At 43.7% G+C, this 15,794-nt stretch carries 18 protein-coding genes; 13 read left to right on the forward strand and 5 right to left on the reverse strand.

Going from position 1 to position 15,794, the window contains the following annotated elements:
* Positions 1-133 precede the first annotated feature (133 nt).
* From PHS53_04235 to PHS53_04245, 3 genes are read left to right on the forward strand one after another with little or no spacing between them, the layout of a single operon-like run.
* Positions 134-2,038 carry a hypothetical protein gene (locus tag PHS53_04235; GenBank protein MDD5357327.1) on the forward strand — a complete coding sequence of 635 codons (1,905 nt, stop codon included), beginning with the start codon at positions 134-136 and terminating at the stop codon, positions 2,036-2,038.
* Between the two features lie 39 nt (positions 2,039-2,077).
* Positions 2,078-2,629, forward strand: coding sequence for a peptide deformylase (gene def / locus PHS53_04240; protein ID MDD5357328.1), 552 nt, complete (start codon positions 2,078-2,080; stop codon positions 2,627-2,629).
* Positions 2,622-3,479 (forward strand): methionyl-tRNA formyltransferase, encoded by an 858-nt coding sequence (locus tag PHS53_04245; GenBank protein MDD5357329.1) that lies wholly within the window; start codon positions 2,622-2,624, stop codon positions 3,477-3,479. The genes def and PHS53_04245 overlap by 8 nt, the downstream gene beginning before the upstream one ends.
* Before the next feature lie 188 nt (positions 3,480-3,667).
* Here the strand turns inward: PHS53_04245 and PHS53_04250 are convergent, their stop codons facing one another.
* On the reverse strand, positions 3,668-4,405 hold the full coding sequence (locus tag PHS53_04250) for a peptidylprolyl isomerase (protein ID MDD5357330.1): 738 nt from the start codon (positions 4,403-4,405) through the stop codon (positions 3,668-3,670).
* 3 nt (positions 4,406-4,408) lie between these two features.
* Positions 4,409-4,789, reverse strand: a complete 381-nt coding sequence (locus tag PHS53_04255) for an HPF/RaiA family ribosome-associated protein (protein MDD5357331.1) — start codon at positions 4,787-4,789, stop codon at positions 4,409-4,411.
* Between the two features lie 255 nt (positions 4,790-5,044).
* Here PHS53_04255 and metK point away from each other — a divergent pair, with 255 nt between their 5' ends.
* On the forward strand, positions 5,045-6,025 hold the full coding sequence (metK, locus tag PHS53_04260; protein ID MDD5357332.1) for a methionine adenosyltransferase: 981 nt from the start codon (positions 5,045-5,047) through the stop codon (positions 6,023-6,025).
* A 39-nt stretch (positions 6,026-6,064) separates the two neighbouring features.
* Here the strand turns inward: metK and PHS53_04265 are convergent, their stop codons facing one another.
* Together PHS53_04265 and PHS53_04270 are read right to left on the reverse strand one after the other, a co-directional pair.
* Positions 6,065-7,027: a D-alanyl-D-alanine carboxypeptidase family protein gene (locus PHS53_04265; protein MDD5357333.1), complete on the reverse strand. Its 963-nt coding sequence runs from the start codon at positions 7,025-7,027 to the stop codon at positions 6,065-6,067.
* A gap of 98 nt (positions 7,028-7,125) precedes the next feature.
* Positions 7,126-8,403, reverse strand: a complete 1,278-nt coding sequence (locus tag PHS53_04270) for a hypothetical protein (GenBank protein MDD5357334.1) — start codon at positions 8,401-8,403, stop codon at positions 7,126-7,128.
* A gap of 31 nt (positions 8,404-8,434) precedes the next feature.
* Between PHS53_04270 and yihA the strand changes: the two genes are divergently transcribed.
* The gene (yihA, locus tag PHS53_04275; GenBank protein ID MDD5357335.1) at positions 8,435-9,079 is read left to right on the forward strand and encodes a ribosome biogenesis GTP-binding protein YihA/YsxC; all 645 of its coding nucleotides are present in this window, start codon (positions 8,435-8,437) and stop codon (positions 9,077-9,079) included.
* Positions 9,080-9,082: 3 nt separating this feature from the next.
* On the opposite strand, the gene PHS53_04280 is transcribed toward yihA, so the two are convergent.
* On the reverse strand, positions 9,083-9,577 hold the full coding sequence (locus PHS53_04280; protein MDD5357336.1) for an RNA polymerase sigma factor: 495 nt from the start codon (positions 9,575-9,577) through the stop codon (positions 9,083-9,085).
* A gap of 213 nt (positions 9,578-9,790) precedes the next feature.
* Here PHS53_04280 and PHS53_04285 point away from each other — a divergent pair, with 213 nt between their 5' ends.
* From PHS53_04285 to PHS53_04320, 8 genes are all read left to right on the forward strand, one after another.
* Positions 9,791-10,459: a response regulator transcription factor gene (locus tag PHS53_04285; protein ID MDD5357337.1), complete on the forward strand. Its 669-nt coding sequence runs from the start codon at positions 9,791-9,793 to the stop codon at positions 10,457-10,459.
* Between the two features lie 83 nt (positions 10,460-10,542).
* Positions 10,543-11,364, forward strand: a complete 822-nt coding sequence (locus tag PHS53_04290; protein MDD5357338.1) for a hypothetical protein — start codon at positions 10,543-10,545, stop codon at positions 11,362-11,364.
* Positions 11,365-11,657: 293 nt separating this feature from the next.
* Positions 11,658-13,073, forward strand: a complete 1,416-nt coding sequence (locus PHS53_04295; GenBank protein MDD5357339.1) for a PAS domain S-box protein — start codon at positions 11,658-11,660, stop codon at positions 13,071-13,073.
* Positions 13,074-13,159: 86 nt separating this feature from the next.
* Positions 13,160-13,747, forward strand: coding sequence for a hypothetical protein (locus tag PHS53_04300; protein ID MDD5357340.1), 588 nt, complete (start codon positions 13,160-13,162; stop codon positions 13,745-13,747).
* A gap of 39 nt (positions 13,748-13,786) precedes the next feature.
* Complete coding sequence (locus PHS53_04305) at positions 13,787-14,146, forward strand: YggT family protein (GenBank protein ID MDD5357341.1); 360 nt, start codon at positions 13,787-13,789, stop codon at positions 14,144-14,146.
* A 48-nt stretch (positions 14,147-14,194) separates the two neighbouring features.
* On the forward strand, positions 14,195-14,446 hold the full coding sequence (locus PHS53_04310) for a GlsB/YeaQ/YmgE family stress response membrane protein (protein MDD5357342.1): 252 nt from the start codon (positions 14,195-14,197) through the stop codon (positions 14,444-14,446).
* Between the two features lie 115 nt (positions 14,447-14,561).
* Entirely contained in the window at positions 14,562-14,807 is a 246-nt protein-coding gene (locus PHS53_04315; GenBank protein MDD5357343.1) for a hypothetical protein, read from the forward strand.
* A 218-nt stretch (positions 14,808-15,025) separates the two neighbouring features.
* Positions 15,026-15,682 carry a peptidoglycan-binding protein gene (locus tag PHS53_04320; GenBank protein MDD5357344.1) on the forward strand — a complete coding sequence of 219 codons (657 nt, stop codon included), beginning with the start codon at positions 15,026-15,028 and terminating at the stop codon, positions 15,680-15,682.
* The last annotated feature ends 112 nt before the right edge of the window (positions 15,683-15,794 follow it).

The raw sequence follows: 15,794 nt of genomic DNA on the forward strand, positions 1-15,794 counted from the left end.
ATGAATCCCGTAGTAGAAAATGGCATAGGAGTAAAGTGTGATAAATATCATATATGATATTTATAATTATCAAAGATAATATTAAAATGGCGGTACCACGCTCCGGAGGAGCGATGCCATTTTTCACTACGGGATGAAAATCATTCAAGTCATTCCTATCGGCAGAGGCATTTCAAAAGAAGTCCTGTCGTACTTTACCGCCCTTCCGGTGAAAGAGGGCGCTCTTGTGGAAATTTCTGTCCGCGCGAGAAAAATACCCGGACTGGTGGTAGAAGCTCAAAATATCGGAATCATGAAATCGGAGATAAAATCTCTGCCTTTTGGAATGCGAAAAGTGGAGCGCGTACTCTCTCCTTCTTTTTTCAGCGAAAAATATCTTCAAAGCGCGAAAATGTGCGCACAGTATTACGCAACTACGACGGGGAGCGTGCTGTCGGCACTTATTCCTAAAGTACTCCTCGACAGCATAGGAGAAATCGAGAAAATTGAAGAAAAACATGCTGGAGATAAAACCGCGGGAGACATCCGGCCTTCCGTTATTCAAACAGGAAGAGAAGAAAGACTTCTTCAGTATCGAAGCATTATACGAGAAGAATTCGCGAAATCCCGCTCGGTGTATTGCTGTCTTCCCACCATCGAGGAAGCGAAAACCTATTTCAAAAATCTTTCAAGGGGAATAGAGATGCATTCTTTTTTCGTCTCCGGAAGCCTCTCAAAAAAAGAATTTTTAAGAGTTTGGAAGGAAGCAGCTGAAACGCCGCACCCCATACTCGTCGTCGGAACAGGAGCCTGTCTTTCACTTCGGCGCTTCGACATCGGCACCATCATCATAGATGAGGAATCTTCGGGAACTTTCAAAACACAGCGTAGGCCTTATCTCGATATCCGCGTTTTCGCAGAAATGTACGCGAAAATACTCGGAGCCCGGCTCGTACTCGGAGACACTCTTCTTCGAATCGAAACATTGTGGAAAAAGGAAAAAGGCGAATACACGGCGATCCAGCCAATCCAATGGAAATCTGGAAAAGACGAGCGGACCCTCCTCGTGAATATGAAATTGGAAGAATCGAAAGGAGATAAAAAATTTCACACTGTGGGAGATGCCGTCTTTGCGATGATAGAAAATGCCAAGACCTACAAAAAACATATTTTTCTTTATGCGACAAAAAAGGGATACGCGTCCTCGATCATCTGCCGGGATTGCAGAAATTTCGCTTTGTGCCTTACGTGCCATGCTCCAATCGCTTTTTATAAAGGCAAAGATGAAAAAACAAACTTCTTTCTGTGCCACAGATGCAAGAAAACCCGCCCAGCAGATGAACTTTGCCTCACCTGCGGAAGCTGGAGGCTTGACCCGTCAGGAATTGGCATTGACCGGATAGAGGAAGAGCTCGCCGAAAAAATTCCTAGAGAATCCATCTTTGTGATAGACAAAGAGAAAGCAAAAACATCAGTGCAAGTAAAAAAAATACTTTCTCGCTTTCTTCATTCAGAATGGGGAGTGCTTCTTGGAACAGAAGCCGTTTTTTCCGCCCTGGAAGACAAGCTCGACGGAGTGGCAATTCTTTCGCTCGATTCCCTCTTCGCTCTGCCAAATTTCCGTATCAATGAAAAAATCATGCATCTCGTCTCAAAAATGCGCTCGCTTACCGATGGACAATGCATCATACAAACAAGAAATCCGGATGAAAAGATCCTCTCCCTCGCACAGGAAGGAAACATCCTTGATTTTTACCAGTCGGAAATCACAGGACGAGAACAATTCAATTATCCGCCTTTTTCGGTGCTCATCGAAATTTCGCTTTCTGGAGGAAGAGGAGAAGTGGAGGCGGAAATGAAAAAGATAAAAGAAATATATTTAAAAGGACACGAACTTGAGATATTCCCTGCTTTCATTCCGGAAGCGAGAGGCACCTACACCTTGAAAGGAATCCTTAAAATTCCCGAAAGCGAATGGTCCAAAGAAGATTTAGCGAAGAAATTGTCCCTGCTTCCCGCCTATTTTTCTGTGAAAATCAATCCGGAAAGCATTCTCTAGAAACTGGAAAAATGCCTTATTTCGTGTTTAAATGAAGCAATGAAAGAGATAGTTCAGCGGGATGCTCCGGTACTACGAGAAAAGGCGAAAGAAGTGCCTCTCAAGGACATTAAGAGCCTCAAAATAAAAAAGGTCATCAAAGATATGAAAGAAGCGCTCGCGTCCCAGGATGACGGCGTGGCTCTTGCAGCACCCCAGATCGGAGTATCCCTTCGTATTTTCATCATCACGGAAAAAATATATGACATTCTGTACCCGGAAGAGAAAGGTAAAAAAGGAAAAATAAATCTGGTGTATATCAATCCAAAGGTCACCAAACTTTCAAAAGAACAAAAATTATTAGAGGAAGGCTGTCTTTCTGTCCGATGGCTGTACGGCAAAAAAGTTCGCTCGACAAAGGCAACTGTTTCAGCATACGACGAGAAAGGTGAAAAATTTGAACGAGGAGGAAGTGGCTTGATTGCTCAAATCTTCCAGCATGAAACGGACCATCTAGACGGAGTCCTTTTTATAGACAATGCGGAGGATCTCCACGAACTTCCTCCCGAAAAAATTCCCTCTCGGCTTAAAAAAGAGACTTCCAATGCCTAAACTCAATATTGCATTTTTCGGCACGCCGGAGCTTGTTATTCCCATTCTCGAAGAGCTTGAAAGTGCAGGCCTTCTCCCAAAAGTTATTGTCACGGGAAAAGATGAACCGCAAGGAAGAAAAATGCTTGTTCAAAAACCTGCCCCTAAAATTTGGGCGGAACAAAAAAATATCCCCACTCTTCAGCCAGAAAAAATTGATACGCAATTTCTCGAGGAATTTAAAAAATATGACATTGACCTCGGTATTGTAGTTGCATATGGAAAAATCTTACCTAAGACACTTTTGGAACTGCCTCGTTTGGGAATGGTGAATGTCCACTATTCGCTTCTCCCAAAATATCGCGGAGCAACCCCAGTAGAATCGGCAATTCTAAATGGTGACGATGTGACAGGAGTCGTGATACAGAAGATGGTTTTTGCGCTGGATGCGGGAGACGTAATTGAAAAAGAAGAGGTGCAGATTGGTGAGAAAGAAACGGCACCAGAACTTCGAAATCGTTTAAACGAGATTGCAAAAAAACTTTTGGTGAAGGCGGTGGGAAAGATCGCCGACGGTACCGTTTCCTATGAAAAGCAAAATGATGCAAAAGCAATGCTCTGCAAAAAGATAAAAAAAGAAGATGGGCTTCTAGACCTTGCGAGCGATCCCATACAAAATTATCGAAAATTCAGAGCATATTACGGCTGGCCGGGAACCTATTTTTTCACTGAAAAAAACGCTAAAAGAATACGTGTCGTTATAAAAGAAGCTTCACTAAAAAATGACGTATTAGAAATTACGCGAGTCATTCCAGAAGGAAAAAAAGAAATGAGCTACAAAGATTTTCTAGCAGGATTTCAAAACAAGTAAAAGATAAGATTTGTTCTTTTTCAAAACTCACTGGGCTTTGTGCAGCGGAAAGGAGGTTTTTAGGAAAATTGAACTGTCTGAGCCTCGCCCCACAGGCGGGCGAGTTTTCACATTTTCCGTGAAGAAAACCGACTATTCCGCAATCAAAGAACCAGTGGGGCTGTTTTGAGAAAAGAATAAATCTTATCTTACTTCGCCCCCACCACAACCTGATTCACGACCACAGGAGTTACCGGCAAATCATTCGGGCCGGTTTTTACTTTGCTTATTGCTAGCACAATATCCAATCCGGAAACAACTTTTCCAAACGGAGTATGGTGTCCATCAAGCCAGGGTGTTGCTTTCGCGGTTACGATAAAGAACTGACTCCCATTGGTACTCGGGCCAGAATTAGCCATGGCAATAATACCTTGCGTGAGATGCGCTGAAGTGATGCCAGTTTGGAATTTATACCCCACGGCCACAAGTTGTGCGATCGCGTCAGCGGAAAGACCGAGAGATTCTGCATTTATCTCATCAGGAAATGTATACCCCGGACCGCCAGTGCCGTAACGAGATGTATCATCACCCTTTGAAAGAGGATCACCTCCTTGGATCATAAAATCTCTGATGACTCGATGAAATTTTGTCCCATCATAAAATCCTTTCCTCGCGAGAGAAATAAAATTATCTACTGTTTTTGGCGCCTTGTCCGCGAAAAGTTCAAGAACAATATCACCCATGCTTGTTTTAAGAGTTACCATAGTGTTTGATGTTTTTTTAGAAGTGATAGGAGAGGCGGATTCGCTTACCGACGGAGTTCCCGTCGCTGTTACACTTGGTGTCCGATTAGTATTCTTACTAATTCCTCGATACAAAAGAAAACCTATTCCAACAAATAACACAAGAAAAACCGCTATCCCAATTGGACTAAATTTTTCGCTCATTTTTTATTGTCTTTTTCTAATTATGCTTGTAATCCCCTTCAAATAATCTTTGATTTTTCTGCCTCCTCTCCTCATAAAACTCACCCGCTTGTCTTTGCGAGTCTTCATTTTTCGGAGGATTTCGTCCCGGACAGTATCAAGAGCGCTCATGAAATCTGACTTTTCCGAAAAAGCGAAGAAATCGGCTCCCGCAATGTGCATATTTATCTCCGCTCTATAGATATCACCTGTTTTTTGGGCGGAAGTCTTGGCTAACTCGACTTGAGCAAGAGCACTGTCATCTTTTTCATCAATCAATTTTTCAATGGTCTGCATACAGCTCGCGATATGTCTTTCGATATCGGGCGTATTTGCGACACGCGTATACTTGATATTTGTTCTCATGACATGATTTTATCACACTCGGACCGCAACACAAAATAACTTGCCTACTTTTAAAAAAGACGCTACACTAGAAATACAATTACATAAGAAATTATCAAGAGTGATGGGGAAAGAATCGGCTTTATGATCCATCCAGCAACTTTCGAGTAATCGAGTTAGTGCTCCCTCCGACCCTTCGGGGGGAAGATACGCCAGCTGGCTAATTTACTCTCCTTAGTGGGAGATTTTTTATTAAAAATTAATTTTTAAATTACCATGTTGAAAACTGCCGAATCAGTGACAAAGGCTCACCCAGACAAAGTGTGCGATCAGATATCAGATGCAATTCTCGACGCTTGCCTTACACAAGACCCAAAATCTCGTGTCGCGATTGAAACGCTTGGAGGACACGGCGTTATTACCGTGTGCGGAGAATTAACGACCAAAGCATATGTAAATATCCGCGAAATTGCTAAAAATGTCTACAAAGATTGCGGTTATAACGAAGACATCGGCGTAGTGGTGAATGTCGTTGAGCAAAGCCCAGAAATAAGCCACGGCGTGGATAATGACGGTGCGGGAGACCAGGGAATCATGGTTGGCTATGCAACAAGTGAAACTCCTGAAATGCTTCCGCTAGAAGTAGTACTTTCACGAAAACTCTGCAAAGCTATGGGAGCGCATGACGGCAAAGCACAGGTTACAGTCAAAGACGGGAAAATTGAAAAGATTCTCACCTCGCTTTGTACGAGTGGAAATATGAAGGACGTAAAGCTCGAGCAGACAGTAATGAGCTTCAAGAAATATTTGCCAAAGCACGTAAAGAATATCAAAAGCATTTGGCTTCAAAATCCAAATGGCAAGTGGACTATCGGAGGATTCCACGCCGACACGGGACTCACTGGAAGAAAATTGGCAGTAGATAATTACGGCCCGAATATTCCTGTTGGAGGCGGAGCATTTTCAGGAAAAGATTCAACGAAAGTAGACCGAAGCGCCGCTTATATGGCTCGTAAAATTGCTGTTGATTATTTAAAGAAGCACCATGCGAAAGAAGTCTTCGTCCATATTGCCTACGCTATCGGCGTTGCAGAACCGCTTATGGCCGTAGTGGATATTGACGGCAGACAAGAAGAAGTGAAAGGATATGATCTGCGCCCATCAGCAATTATAAAATATTTACAGCTTCGTAAACCTCAATTCCGCAAAACCGCCGAGTACGGGCATTTTGGAAATGGGTTCAGGTGGGACCGTTAGTTACTGTTCCCCCTTTCACTTTAACGTGAAATGTATTTCCTACTGCACAGTTGTGCCTGCATCAGGAGTCAACTTCGTATTGAAAATATAGAGGAGATAGTGGTTGATATCTCGCTGGTCTAGATCATAGAAATGTTTTCCTTCGTCATGAAGACGAAGTGCTAGATCTAATCCGACAAATCTCCAATGCCATGGTTCGTATATGTAATATTTATTATTTGGCGGATAGGAGAGGATAAAGCCGTATTTATAAGCATTTTTGAGAAGCCACTGATACGATTGCGTCGTTTCGAATCCAGTAAGTCCGCCTCCTATGCTCGGAATGGTGAGGTCCACCGTAGTGCCGAGCTGATGTTCTGAATATCCCTGATCAGCAGAAAATGAATTCGCAGTCCCCGCTCCATAGATAACCGCATATCTCGATTTTATCTGTGATTGCACTTGAAATGAACGATACCCGGACGCAACTAAAAGCGGCATTTTATCCGCATTCGCGTCTTTCAGCATATCCTCCAAAAAAGGCTGAACTTTATCGTGAATCTGAAGCGGATACTCTTTATTAAAAATATATTTCGACGTAATAGTCGCGAGCCCAGTTGGTATATAGTTATCATTCAGAAAATATACTTTTGAATATTTAATAAGGAGCTGGGGGTCAGTCTCGATAACTTTATGAAGTACTTCAACTGTCCCACTCAATTTATCTACCGTGCCGGAGAGATCTTCCACCTTTTCCGAATAGGCTTTATTTTCTTTTTTTACTCCGCTTAGCGTGGTCGACAAATCCTCTTTTTCACCTTTAATTTGCGAGAGAGTTTCCTGCGTATCTTTGAGTTCAACTTCAAGTCCTTTTACTTTCTCCTCAAGGGCGATTTTCTGATCATTGAGTTTGGAAAAACGAAATCCGCCATAACCGATTCCGCCAAGTAAAATCAAAAGAATAGCGAGCAAAACCCAATTTCGCTTTATTTTTTGCCCTAATTTAGAAAGAAATTTGTTCACTTCGCCATTCTAGCATATCCGAAAAATATAGTTAAAAGGTTGCAATAAAAATTGCCAAATCTTTCGACTTGGCAATCTGTCTCTTTTTGAGAACGAAGCTAGAACCTGATGCCTCGGTATCCTGACTGGCTTCCGGACCGAACCGCCCAGCGATTATCGTAGGGCGACATAATGAGCGTCGAGCGGAACTGGCTCGGGTTCGACATAGTAAGAAGCTGGCCGATGTCCATATGCATTTCAGAATCGTGTTCCCTGAAGATGCTGTAGTTCGGGGGAGTGGACATCAGAATCCCCTCCTTCGTCCACGGCCGATCCTGATAAACTTCGTAAAGCCGAAGTGCCGGCTGGCTTTCATCGGTCTGGCTTTTCGCGAACTGGAGAAATGAGAGCCAGTGAGCCCATTCACCGATTTTCTCTCCGTTCGCGAGTATAAAGCCGATGCGCTTGTCTTTGGGCTGGAGCGAAGAAAGATAGAGAACACGAGCAGGTCCGCCCGGTAAGGCGTAGTGCAAATGCTTCTTCATCTCCTCCGCGCCCATAAGTCCGCTGTCATCGAAATTCTCCTTGTAGCCGACCTTGCCAACATCTCCGAGGAAAGTGACGAATCTCCTCATGCTTTCGGTATCGCCGTCGATACCAGGAAAATCGAGAAGCTCGCCTCTTTCCCGTACATACTGCAGGTCAACAAGCTCCGGACGTTCCGGAGGAAGTACGAGTATCCGGTTCCCAGCGGCGCAAGACACCACGAGATGGCGAGTGATGTAATTAACAATGACGCTGAAAATGGGGACGCCACGGCGGATGCAACTGATGGCAGAACATGCTCCAGTAATGACAGCGGGCGAACCGAAGTCATTTTCCCAGCGCTTTATACTATCTGCCTCGTTCAAAATATCTCCGATCCTTCTGTCTTTGGGACCTCCGTTCAAGAATAGCTTGAGCTGATTCGAACGATCGGTCGGATCGCTCACCCAAACAGTTCGAAATGTGTTCGGGTTACCGACACGAAACAGGTCTTCGCGATGTTTTTCCTCGCGCGAACCAATTTCTTCTGTCACCACCACTCCGCCAGAATCATACTGAGCCAAAGCTTCGCAAATCGTGATTTCCGGACCAGCATCCATGCCGAGAGTATCTTTCTTCCCGTATTTCGAAACGGGACGAAGTGCTTCTTCGACAGTGGAATTCCAAAAATCGTATGTGGCCTTGAGCCCTGCCTTGATCGCGGCATTGAGATGGGCAACTTCGACGCCCTGCATGGGAACCTCGCTTTCAGTTTTCAAAGATACATGAGCTGTATCAGCTTTGGGATGAATTCCCACTTCTTTACTAGTATGAATACTACATCCGAAGGAGAAAAATACAAGAAAATGCATATATTCATTTTAATAACAACAATGACAGAAAATGACAAAAAACACGCTTTCGGTTACCCAGGCACTCACTTTTTACAAAGTGAGTGCCTGGGTGTACTATACAAAAATGAAAATTACGAGTGCAGAGTTTAAAAAAGGCATTCGGGGGACTGATAAGATCCTCGGGGAACTCCGGCTTCAAATCCCCTTCATAGGCCGTTCGAACGTGGGAAAGTCGAGCCTTATGAATTTTGTCCTGAATCGGAAAAATCTCGTAAAATCCGGAAAAACGCCCGGTAAAACGCTCGAGATCAATTTTTTCCTCGTTAATAAAGAATTTTACTTTGTAGACTTGCCCGGCTACGGCTATGCAAAAAAGTCCGTCGAAATGCGAAACCAACTGGGAAGAATGATCCAGTGGTATCTTTTTGATGTCGAAGTATTCGAAAGAAAAATAGTGCTTGTCCTGGATGCCAAAGCCGGTCCAAGCGATATGGACATGGAAATGCTCCGGCTTCTACGTGAACACAATCGCGATCTTGTCGTAGTCGCCAATAAAATTGATCTCTTAAACCAAAAAGAGCGAAGTAAGAAACTAAAAGCTATTTCGAACCTAATGCCTGGAATTGAGATAATTCCCTGTTCTGCAAAAACAAAAGAAGGGCGCGAGGAGATTTTAAAAGCGCTTTCCGAGTAGAATCTAGCTTCGATTATAGAGGAGTTTCAGCTTCTCAAGCCCTCGGTGAAGCTGTACTGCTATAGCATTTTTTGACTGGCCTGTCTCTGATGCCATTTCCGCAAGCGATAGGTCCTGAATATATCGCATTCGCATCACCTTTTGATACGTCTCTGGAAGCTTTTCTATAAGTAGCGACGCTGATTTTCCATCAAGAGTGTTGATGAGACGGTCACCATCCGGCGCCTTTGGTTCATATCCTTTTTCGAGAAGGACATCGAGTGAAGAAGTTTTTTTCTTTCGATACTGATCGACGATCAAGTTATTGAGCACGTGATAAAGAAATGCTTTCATTGAATCAACTCGTCCTCCTTTCACAAGATACGTCCAGGTTTTCATAAATGTATCCTGAACCAAGTCTTCTCCGGTTGCACGATTACTAATCTTTGAAAAAGAGTACCTGCTCAGACCCTTCTGATAGTTATTGTACGCTTGAGTAATTTTTTGCTCGATCGTCATAACGGTTAGGGTGTTATTTAACATAAAGTTAATGTTAGTTGGTATGGCAGATGAAGTCAAGCATATTTAACCTTAATTTAACAATAGAAATTACATCGGGAGAGGCGTCAACCCCGCTTCCCTCTTTTCCCCTTGAAAAGACAGGAAATTTTTACTCCCCTTATTTCTTAATCCAAACTTAACAAAAAAAGTAAAGCGTGTTATTATGCCTTTATGACCATTTTAATCGTTGAAGATGATAAAAAATTATCGGATCTATTAAAAAAGGCACTCAAAGGAGAGCGCTACGCTGTCGACACCGCACTCGATGGAAAGACCGGCTACGAAAAAGCGCTCAACGGAAAATACGAACTCATCATTCTCGACATCATGCTCCCCCGGATGGACGGCATGGAAATTTGCTACGAGCTTCGCTTCCATTCGGTACATACTCCCATCATGATGCTCACTGCACGAAGCATGGTTGAAGACCGGGTTGCGGGACTCGACTTGGGCGCAGACGACTATCTCGTGAAGCCATTCGGCATGAACGAACTTTTTGCGAGAATCCGAGCGATACTCCGCCGACGAAAAACAACCGAATCAACAATACTCAAAGTTTCTGACATCATTCTCGACAGCAAGAAACATGAAGTTACCCGCGCAGGCAAAGTCATACCTCTTACCCTCAAAGAATACCGCCTGCTTTTTGCGCTCCTTTCACATCAAGGAGAGGCGTTGACGAGACGGCAGCTTTTGGATGACGCCTGGGGGCCTGAATTTCAAGAAAAGAACAATGAATTGAACGTCCATATGAACTATCTGCGTGCAAAAATCGATTCAAAACGAAAAATCCCTTTTATTCAAACAATTCGAGGCGTTGGCTTCACATTGAAAGGATAAGGGGTAACATTCCCGTCTCCCTTGTACTTTTGATATTTCGTGGTATCTTAAGGACAGCTGTACAAACCCAAAGGAGACTAAAAATGGACCAGAGAACAGACCCATACCGAATGGAGTTCGAACAAGTTCTTTCGGCCCAGCAAAGACAAGTGCAAGAACTTGCGCAGAACTGGGACAAGTGGCTAGAAGAGGAGTTTGCGCTCGCCCCTCAGGCGATCGTGGATCAGGGTCTCTTGACTAAAGAAGTCCACCAGGCAGAAAGCTGGAAAATCGGTGACTTCTGTGTCAGAAACATGCTGCCTCTTTTAGAGAAATTCCATAGGACGCGAAGCTTCCGGGATTGTCGTTACATGCAGTGGACTGCTGTCGGCAAGTTTCGTGAGGTAGAGCTGGCTCTCAAAGCCATAAAAATGGGCTTTGAAATCATTTTCAGGGACGTCAGCAGCGTTGCGTGCGAGAATGCGAGACGTGCCATGAGGGAACACGGGGTTCCCGCACACACAAACGCATTTGATGTAAGGGAGGGCGAATTCCAAGACCGTTGGTCTCCCGATGGACTGGAGTGCCTCAATTCCGGATTATTTTATGCCGGACAATGGGTTCAGCTCCTATCAATCGAAGAGGCAGAAAAGGTCATGGGGCTTTTGGGAGCATTTCTATGTACTCCTAAAGGTTTTGTCCCGCAATGTGATCGCCGAGTGTGCCTCGTTCACCCACTCCCGGAGGATAACGTAGGTACCACATGGAAGCACTCGACCCCCTATAGTGCGGACGACATGGTCGCCTGGGCTAGCAAGGGTAACGGCAAAATAAGAGCCGAGGTTGCCAAGGAGAAGTGCGAGTATTACGGGGGTCCGCCTTTGGGACATGTCTATAGTTTTATCGTCCTTTCGGCGGATGTCTAGTTAAAAAGGGGGCAGGTCTCGTTTTTCAAAACCGTCAGACCAAGACGGGAAAGAATAATGAAGCTATGCCCTCTTCATTTTTTCTGGCACCATTTATAGATAAGTTCAATTTGAAAATTCACAGATCGAGACTAAAATTTTAATGCTAATCGGGGAATATGGCTCGCGAAAAAAACAATAAAAAAACAATAAAAACGTTGGTAAATGATTCTCCCGTATTTAAACTGCAAATACCTGTGGTTCTCTATAAGTGCATCCCGGACATTAAGAACCATAAATGGAGTATCGTTTCGATGAGTTCAGATATAGTAAAAAGTACAGGTTTTAAGTACGAAAATTTCACGAAGGATCCTGTTTTTTGGGCAAAACGTTTATATTCGGAAGATAAAGAACGGGTTATCAAAAAACTGAACGAGCTCCGCTCGGGACAGATTTCTTCAATGGATGTTGCATATCGCTGGCTTCATAAAGATGGAAAATATCATTGGTTCAGGGATCACGCTGTTCTCCTTCGGGATAAAAAAAATAAACCCGCAGAAATTCTCGGTTCGTGGGTCAATATTTCAGTTCTCACTGACGCAAACAAAATCATCGAAGAAAATGAGGAGCAATATAAAAAAATTGTTGAACTTTCCCCTGACGCGCTCTTCGTTCATAGCGACGGGGTATTTCGCTTTCTTAATAGCGCGGCCATAGCTCTGTACGGAGGTAAAAAACCTGAGGATCTTATCGGCAAGCCGGTTATTAATTTTTTTCATCCTGACTATTACGAGCAACTTCGACAGAGAATGAAAGCTACCTTCGAAGAAAAAAGAAATCTCCCCTTCATTGAATATAAAATTGTTACTCTTACCGGTGAAGTAAAAAGTGTTGAGATAGCTTCGACACCTTTTACCTATCAAGGCAAGCCAGCAGCTCAAGGTGTCATTATTGACATCACGAAGCATAAGGAAAAGGAAGAACTCTTGCGTAGCCAGAAAGAAACCCTGGCTATCAAGGTAAAACTTGAGGAAGAAAAGCTCAAAACAGAATTTGTTGCTGACACCATTCATGAGGTCCGCACTCCGCTCGCTATTATCCGGGGAAATGCTGATCTCGCGCTTCGCACAGGAAAAAGCGGGAAACTGAAATCTCCCAAGAGTGCCCTTCAAGCCATCAACCACGAAGTCGAACACCTCTCGCATCTTTTGGGAGACCTCACCATGCTGACATCTCCTCAAGTGGGGGTCGAAAGAATGATTCTTGCTCACGAGGTGGATCTTTCAAAACTCTTAAGAGATACTGTGAAGCGCGCCAAAGTGCTTGCTCACCAAGAAGACGTCTCTTTACAATTCACCCCGATACCTCCGCTCTTCGTGAGGGGCGACAAGATATACTTGCAAAAACTTTTTTTAAATCTCATCAAAAATGCTATTACTTACAATAAGAAAAAAGGATTCGTGAGAGTCGACGCGAGAAAAGAGCAAAATAAGGTCGTCATAACGGTTCGGGATAGCGGAATAGGCATATCGAAAGAAGATCTGGGCCGTATCTTTGAGCGATTTTACCGCGCGGGGAAAGTGCGTGATCCTGAAGGAAAAAGAACAGGGCTTGGTCTCGCCATTGCAAAATGGATCACCGAAATTCACAGAGGCACTATCCACGCCTCAAGCACCCTGAGTAAAGGCAGCACTTTTACCGTTACTCTCCCTTTGATCAAAAAAGCCTGATTTGTGGCTTTCTATAGGCACTTTTCCCCTTTTTCATAGGGGCTTTTTTGTTGTAATGGTTCACTTTCCCGAACGGCTCAGAGAATATGAAAAAAACTAAAAAAAAGAAGGGGAAGAGGGGGCGAAGCGTAAGAGTTGTAAGTGCTGATCCTCTGGATCAAATGTGGGAAGAGAGTTGGACATATATAAAGACGGTTGTGGACATTATGCACGAGCCGTTTTTGATTCTCGATAAAAATCTCTGCGTCATGGCTGCGAATGAATCTTTCTACAGAACGTTCCAGGTCGAAGCACGGGACACCGAAAAAAAGCTTGTGTATGAGCTTGGAAATGGCCAGTGGAACATTCCTGCCTTGCGGAAACTTCTTGAGGAAATCCTACCCCGAAACAGCTTTTTCAAAGGCTTTGAAGTAAGCCACGATTTTCCTCTTGTCGGGCATAAAGTGATGATTTTGAACGCCCGACGTATTTACCGAGAAGGAGCACAATCAAAACTCTTCCCTCCTATTATTCTTCTCGCAATGGAAGATGTGTCTGAAATGATGCTTGTTGCCAAAAGACTTTCGGATCATATAAATGATTTTGAAGCCGGGGTTACCGGAAAGGCAACAAGATTGGAACTCAACATGGGAAGATTGGAAAGAGATATCGTTGAATTGAAAAAGAAGGCGTAAGGACGGTCGATAAGTGTTATTAACCTAATTCTCAAAATCATGGATTCATATAATTCTCCGACAACTAAACCATTATACCGAGGCACTCAAGTAGTCTGGTACATTCTGGGTTTCATTGAAGTAATATTATTATTCCGATTTGTTTTAAAACTCCTCGGAGCAAACCCAAACGCGGGATTCAGTAGTTTCATTTATGGCCTGACGTACATTTTTGCAGCTCCATTTCTTAATGTATTCCGTATTACGTACGTCGAGGGAAGTATTTTTGAGTGGACTACGCTTCTCGCCATGTTCGTATATTGGGTTATCGCTTGGGGCATCATCAAACTCTTTCTCATCGGGAAAACCGTATCAACTCCCGAAGCAGCTGACAAACTTGAGAGAGAGGAAAAAGCATAATAAGAAAAAGGTCGCGTGAGTATTTACTAATCTTTAATTAAAAAATATATGGGAATCATTCTTTGGATTATCTTCGGTGCATTAGTTGGTTGGATCGCTTCAATGATTATGAAAACAAACGCAGAGCAAGGCGCGGTACTTAACATCGTTGTAGGCATTATCGGTGCGGTACTTGGCGGATGGATCATGAGTTTCTTGGGCCAAGGCGGAGTAAGCGGCTTCAATTTGTATAGCTTTATAGTCGCCATTATCGGCGCAGTCGTGCTTATTGCAATTGTAAAAGCAGTACGTCGGACATAAGGCAAGCAGAGAAAACACTGTAATATCGGCCTCTGCCGGACGTCATCTATGGCAGAGATAATACGTAGGAGGTCGACCTATTAGATCCATTAACAAATAATCGCAAGTAAATATCATGAAAAAAATAAATCTTCTCAAGGCTGGAGCGACTGCGATGACCGTGCTTGCTGTAGCCTTTCCAGTTTTCGCGTCCGCAGCAACATATGCGTATGTGAACCAGGCCGGCGAAGTTAGCACTGTTACTGCAGCAGATCCTTGGACAGCAATACAGATGGCACCGAACATCGATGAACATAGCGGAGTTATGCTTCTTGTAAATCCAGCTGACGGCCTTGTTGGCGACAGAGTAACTGTCTCCTAACTTTCTCACACATTCGGAAGTAAAATGAAAAAATAAAATCATCTCCTACGAGATGATTTTATTTTTTACGGGCGTGATTTTTCAAAAATTTCAGCCGTTTGAAAAGAGCACATTTCTGAAAAAACGCTTGTAATGGGCTCTCGTTTGAAACGACTTCTTTATAGAGAATAGTAATGGAAAGGTCGAGCCTTTCTTATCAACTTAATTAATATAATAGTATGGCTAACAATAAACGTTTCTCAAAAATTGCATCCGGTCTCTTTATGGGAACGGCTGTAGTAGCGGCACTTCTTTTGGTTTCGCCGGGAGGCGCGAGTGCTGCAACACTGAATCGCCAACTACAGCTCGGAATGTCGGGAGCGGATGTTTCAGCGCTTCAAGCCTTCCTAGCAGGACTTCCAGGCGTCTATCCGCAAGGCCTCGTTACAGGCTACTTCGGACCGCTTACAAAAGCTGCAGTTACTAATTTCCAGATTCGAAATGGTATTCCAGGAGTCGGCCGTGTCGGACCTCTCACATTAGCAGTTCTTAATGTACAGATGAATGGCAATGTGGGAAGCGAAGCTCCAGTCATCGGACCATTAAGTGTAGACGTGGGACGAACCACAACAAGCATAAGTTGGAATACGAGAAATAATACTTCCGCGATACTTTACTACGACACTCATCCTATCGCCATGGTAGAAGCGAGTGCGACAAGAGGAGTGAGTGTTGGAGGCTCAAGTCTTTTGGTAAACAATGATTTGAGGGCATCCCACAGTGCAAACTTGAGCGGACTCGATTCAAATACAACCTACTACTTCGTTGTCTACGTACGAGATGCCTTTGGTAACGAAAATATCACATTACCTGCAACTTTCCGAACTACAAACTAAGGGAAATTACAGGAGAGAAAAGCCACAGAAACGTGGCTTTTCCTCTTGTTATTTCTCAACAATTTGTTGTTTAAATCCGCAAGATGCGATACTGTAAAAAGGACAGAACAGT

This window comes from Candidatus Paceibacterota bacterium, assembly GCA_028714635.1.
Classification (GTDB): domain Bacteria; phylum Patescibacteriota; class Minisyncoccia; order Phycocordibacterales; family JAQTLZ01; genus JAQTLZ01.

Bases quoted from the DNA above. Each gene is read 5' to 3' on its own strand.
- PHS53_04235 (MDD5357327.1), top strand. From the start codon at position 134: ATGAAAATCATTCAAGTCATTCCTATCGGCAGAGGCATTTCAAAAGAA.
- def (MDD5357328.1), top strand. From the start codon at position 2,078: ATGAAAGAGATAGTTCAGCGGGATGCTCCGGTACTACGAGAAAAGGCG.
- PHS53_04245 (MDD5357329.1), top strand. From the start codon at position 2,622: ATGCCTAAACTCAATATTGCATTTTTCGGCACGCCGGAGCTTGTTATT.
- PHS53_04250 (MDD5357330.1), bottom strand. From the start codon at position 4,405: ATGAGCGAAAAATTTAGTCCAATTGGGATAGCGGTTTTTCTTGTGTTA.
- PHS53_04255 (MDD5357331.1), bottom strand. From the start codon at position 4,789: ATGAGAACAAATATCAAGTATACGCGTGTCGCAAATACGCCCGATATC.
- metK (MDD5357332.1), top strand. From the start codon at position 5,045: ATGTTGAAAACTGCCGAATCAGTGACAAAGGCTCACCCAGACAAAGTG.
- PHS53_04270 (MDD5357334.1), bottom strand. From the start codon at position 8,403: ATGCATTTTCTTGTATTTTTCTCCTTCGGATGTAGTATTCATACTAGT.
- yihA (MDD5357335.1), top strand. From the start codon at position 8,435: ATGACAAAAAACACGCTTTCGGTTACCCAGGCACTCACTTTTTACAAA.
- PHS53_04280 (MDD5357336.1), bottom strand. From the start codon at position 9,577: ATGACGATCGAGCAAAAAATTACTCAAGCGTACAATAACTATCAGAAG.
- PHS53_04285 (MDD5357337.1), top strand. From the start codon at position 9,791: ATGACCATTTTAATCGTTGAAGATGATAAAAAATTATCGGATCTATTA.
- PHS53_04290 (MDD5357338.1), top strand. From the start codon at position 10,543: ATGGACCAGAGAACAGACCCATACCGAATGGAGTTCGAACAAGTTCTT.
- PHS53_04295 (MDD5357339.1), top strand. From the start codon at position 11,658: ATGAGTTCAGATATAGTAAAAAGTACAGGTTTTAAGTACGAAAATTTC.
- PHS53_04300 (MDD5357340.1), top strand. From the start codon at position 13,160: ATGAAAAAAACTAAAAAAAAGAAGGGGAAGAGGGGGCGAAGCGTAAGA.
- PHS53_04305 (MDD5357341.1), top strand. From the start codon at position 13,787: ATGGATTCATATAATTCTCCGACAACTAAACCATTATACCGAGGCACT.
- PHS53_04310 (MDD5357342.1), top strand. From the start codon at position 14,195: ATGGGAATCATTCTTTGGATTATCTTCGGTGCATTAGTTGGTTGGATC.
- PHS53_04315 (MDD5357343.1), top strand. From the start codon at position 14,562: ATGAAAAAAATAAATCTTCTCAAGGCTGGAGCGACTGCGATGACCGTG.
- PHS53_04320 (MDD5357344.1), top strand. From the start codon at position 15,026: ATGGCTAACAATAAACGTTTCTCAAAAATTGCATCCGGTCTCTTTATG.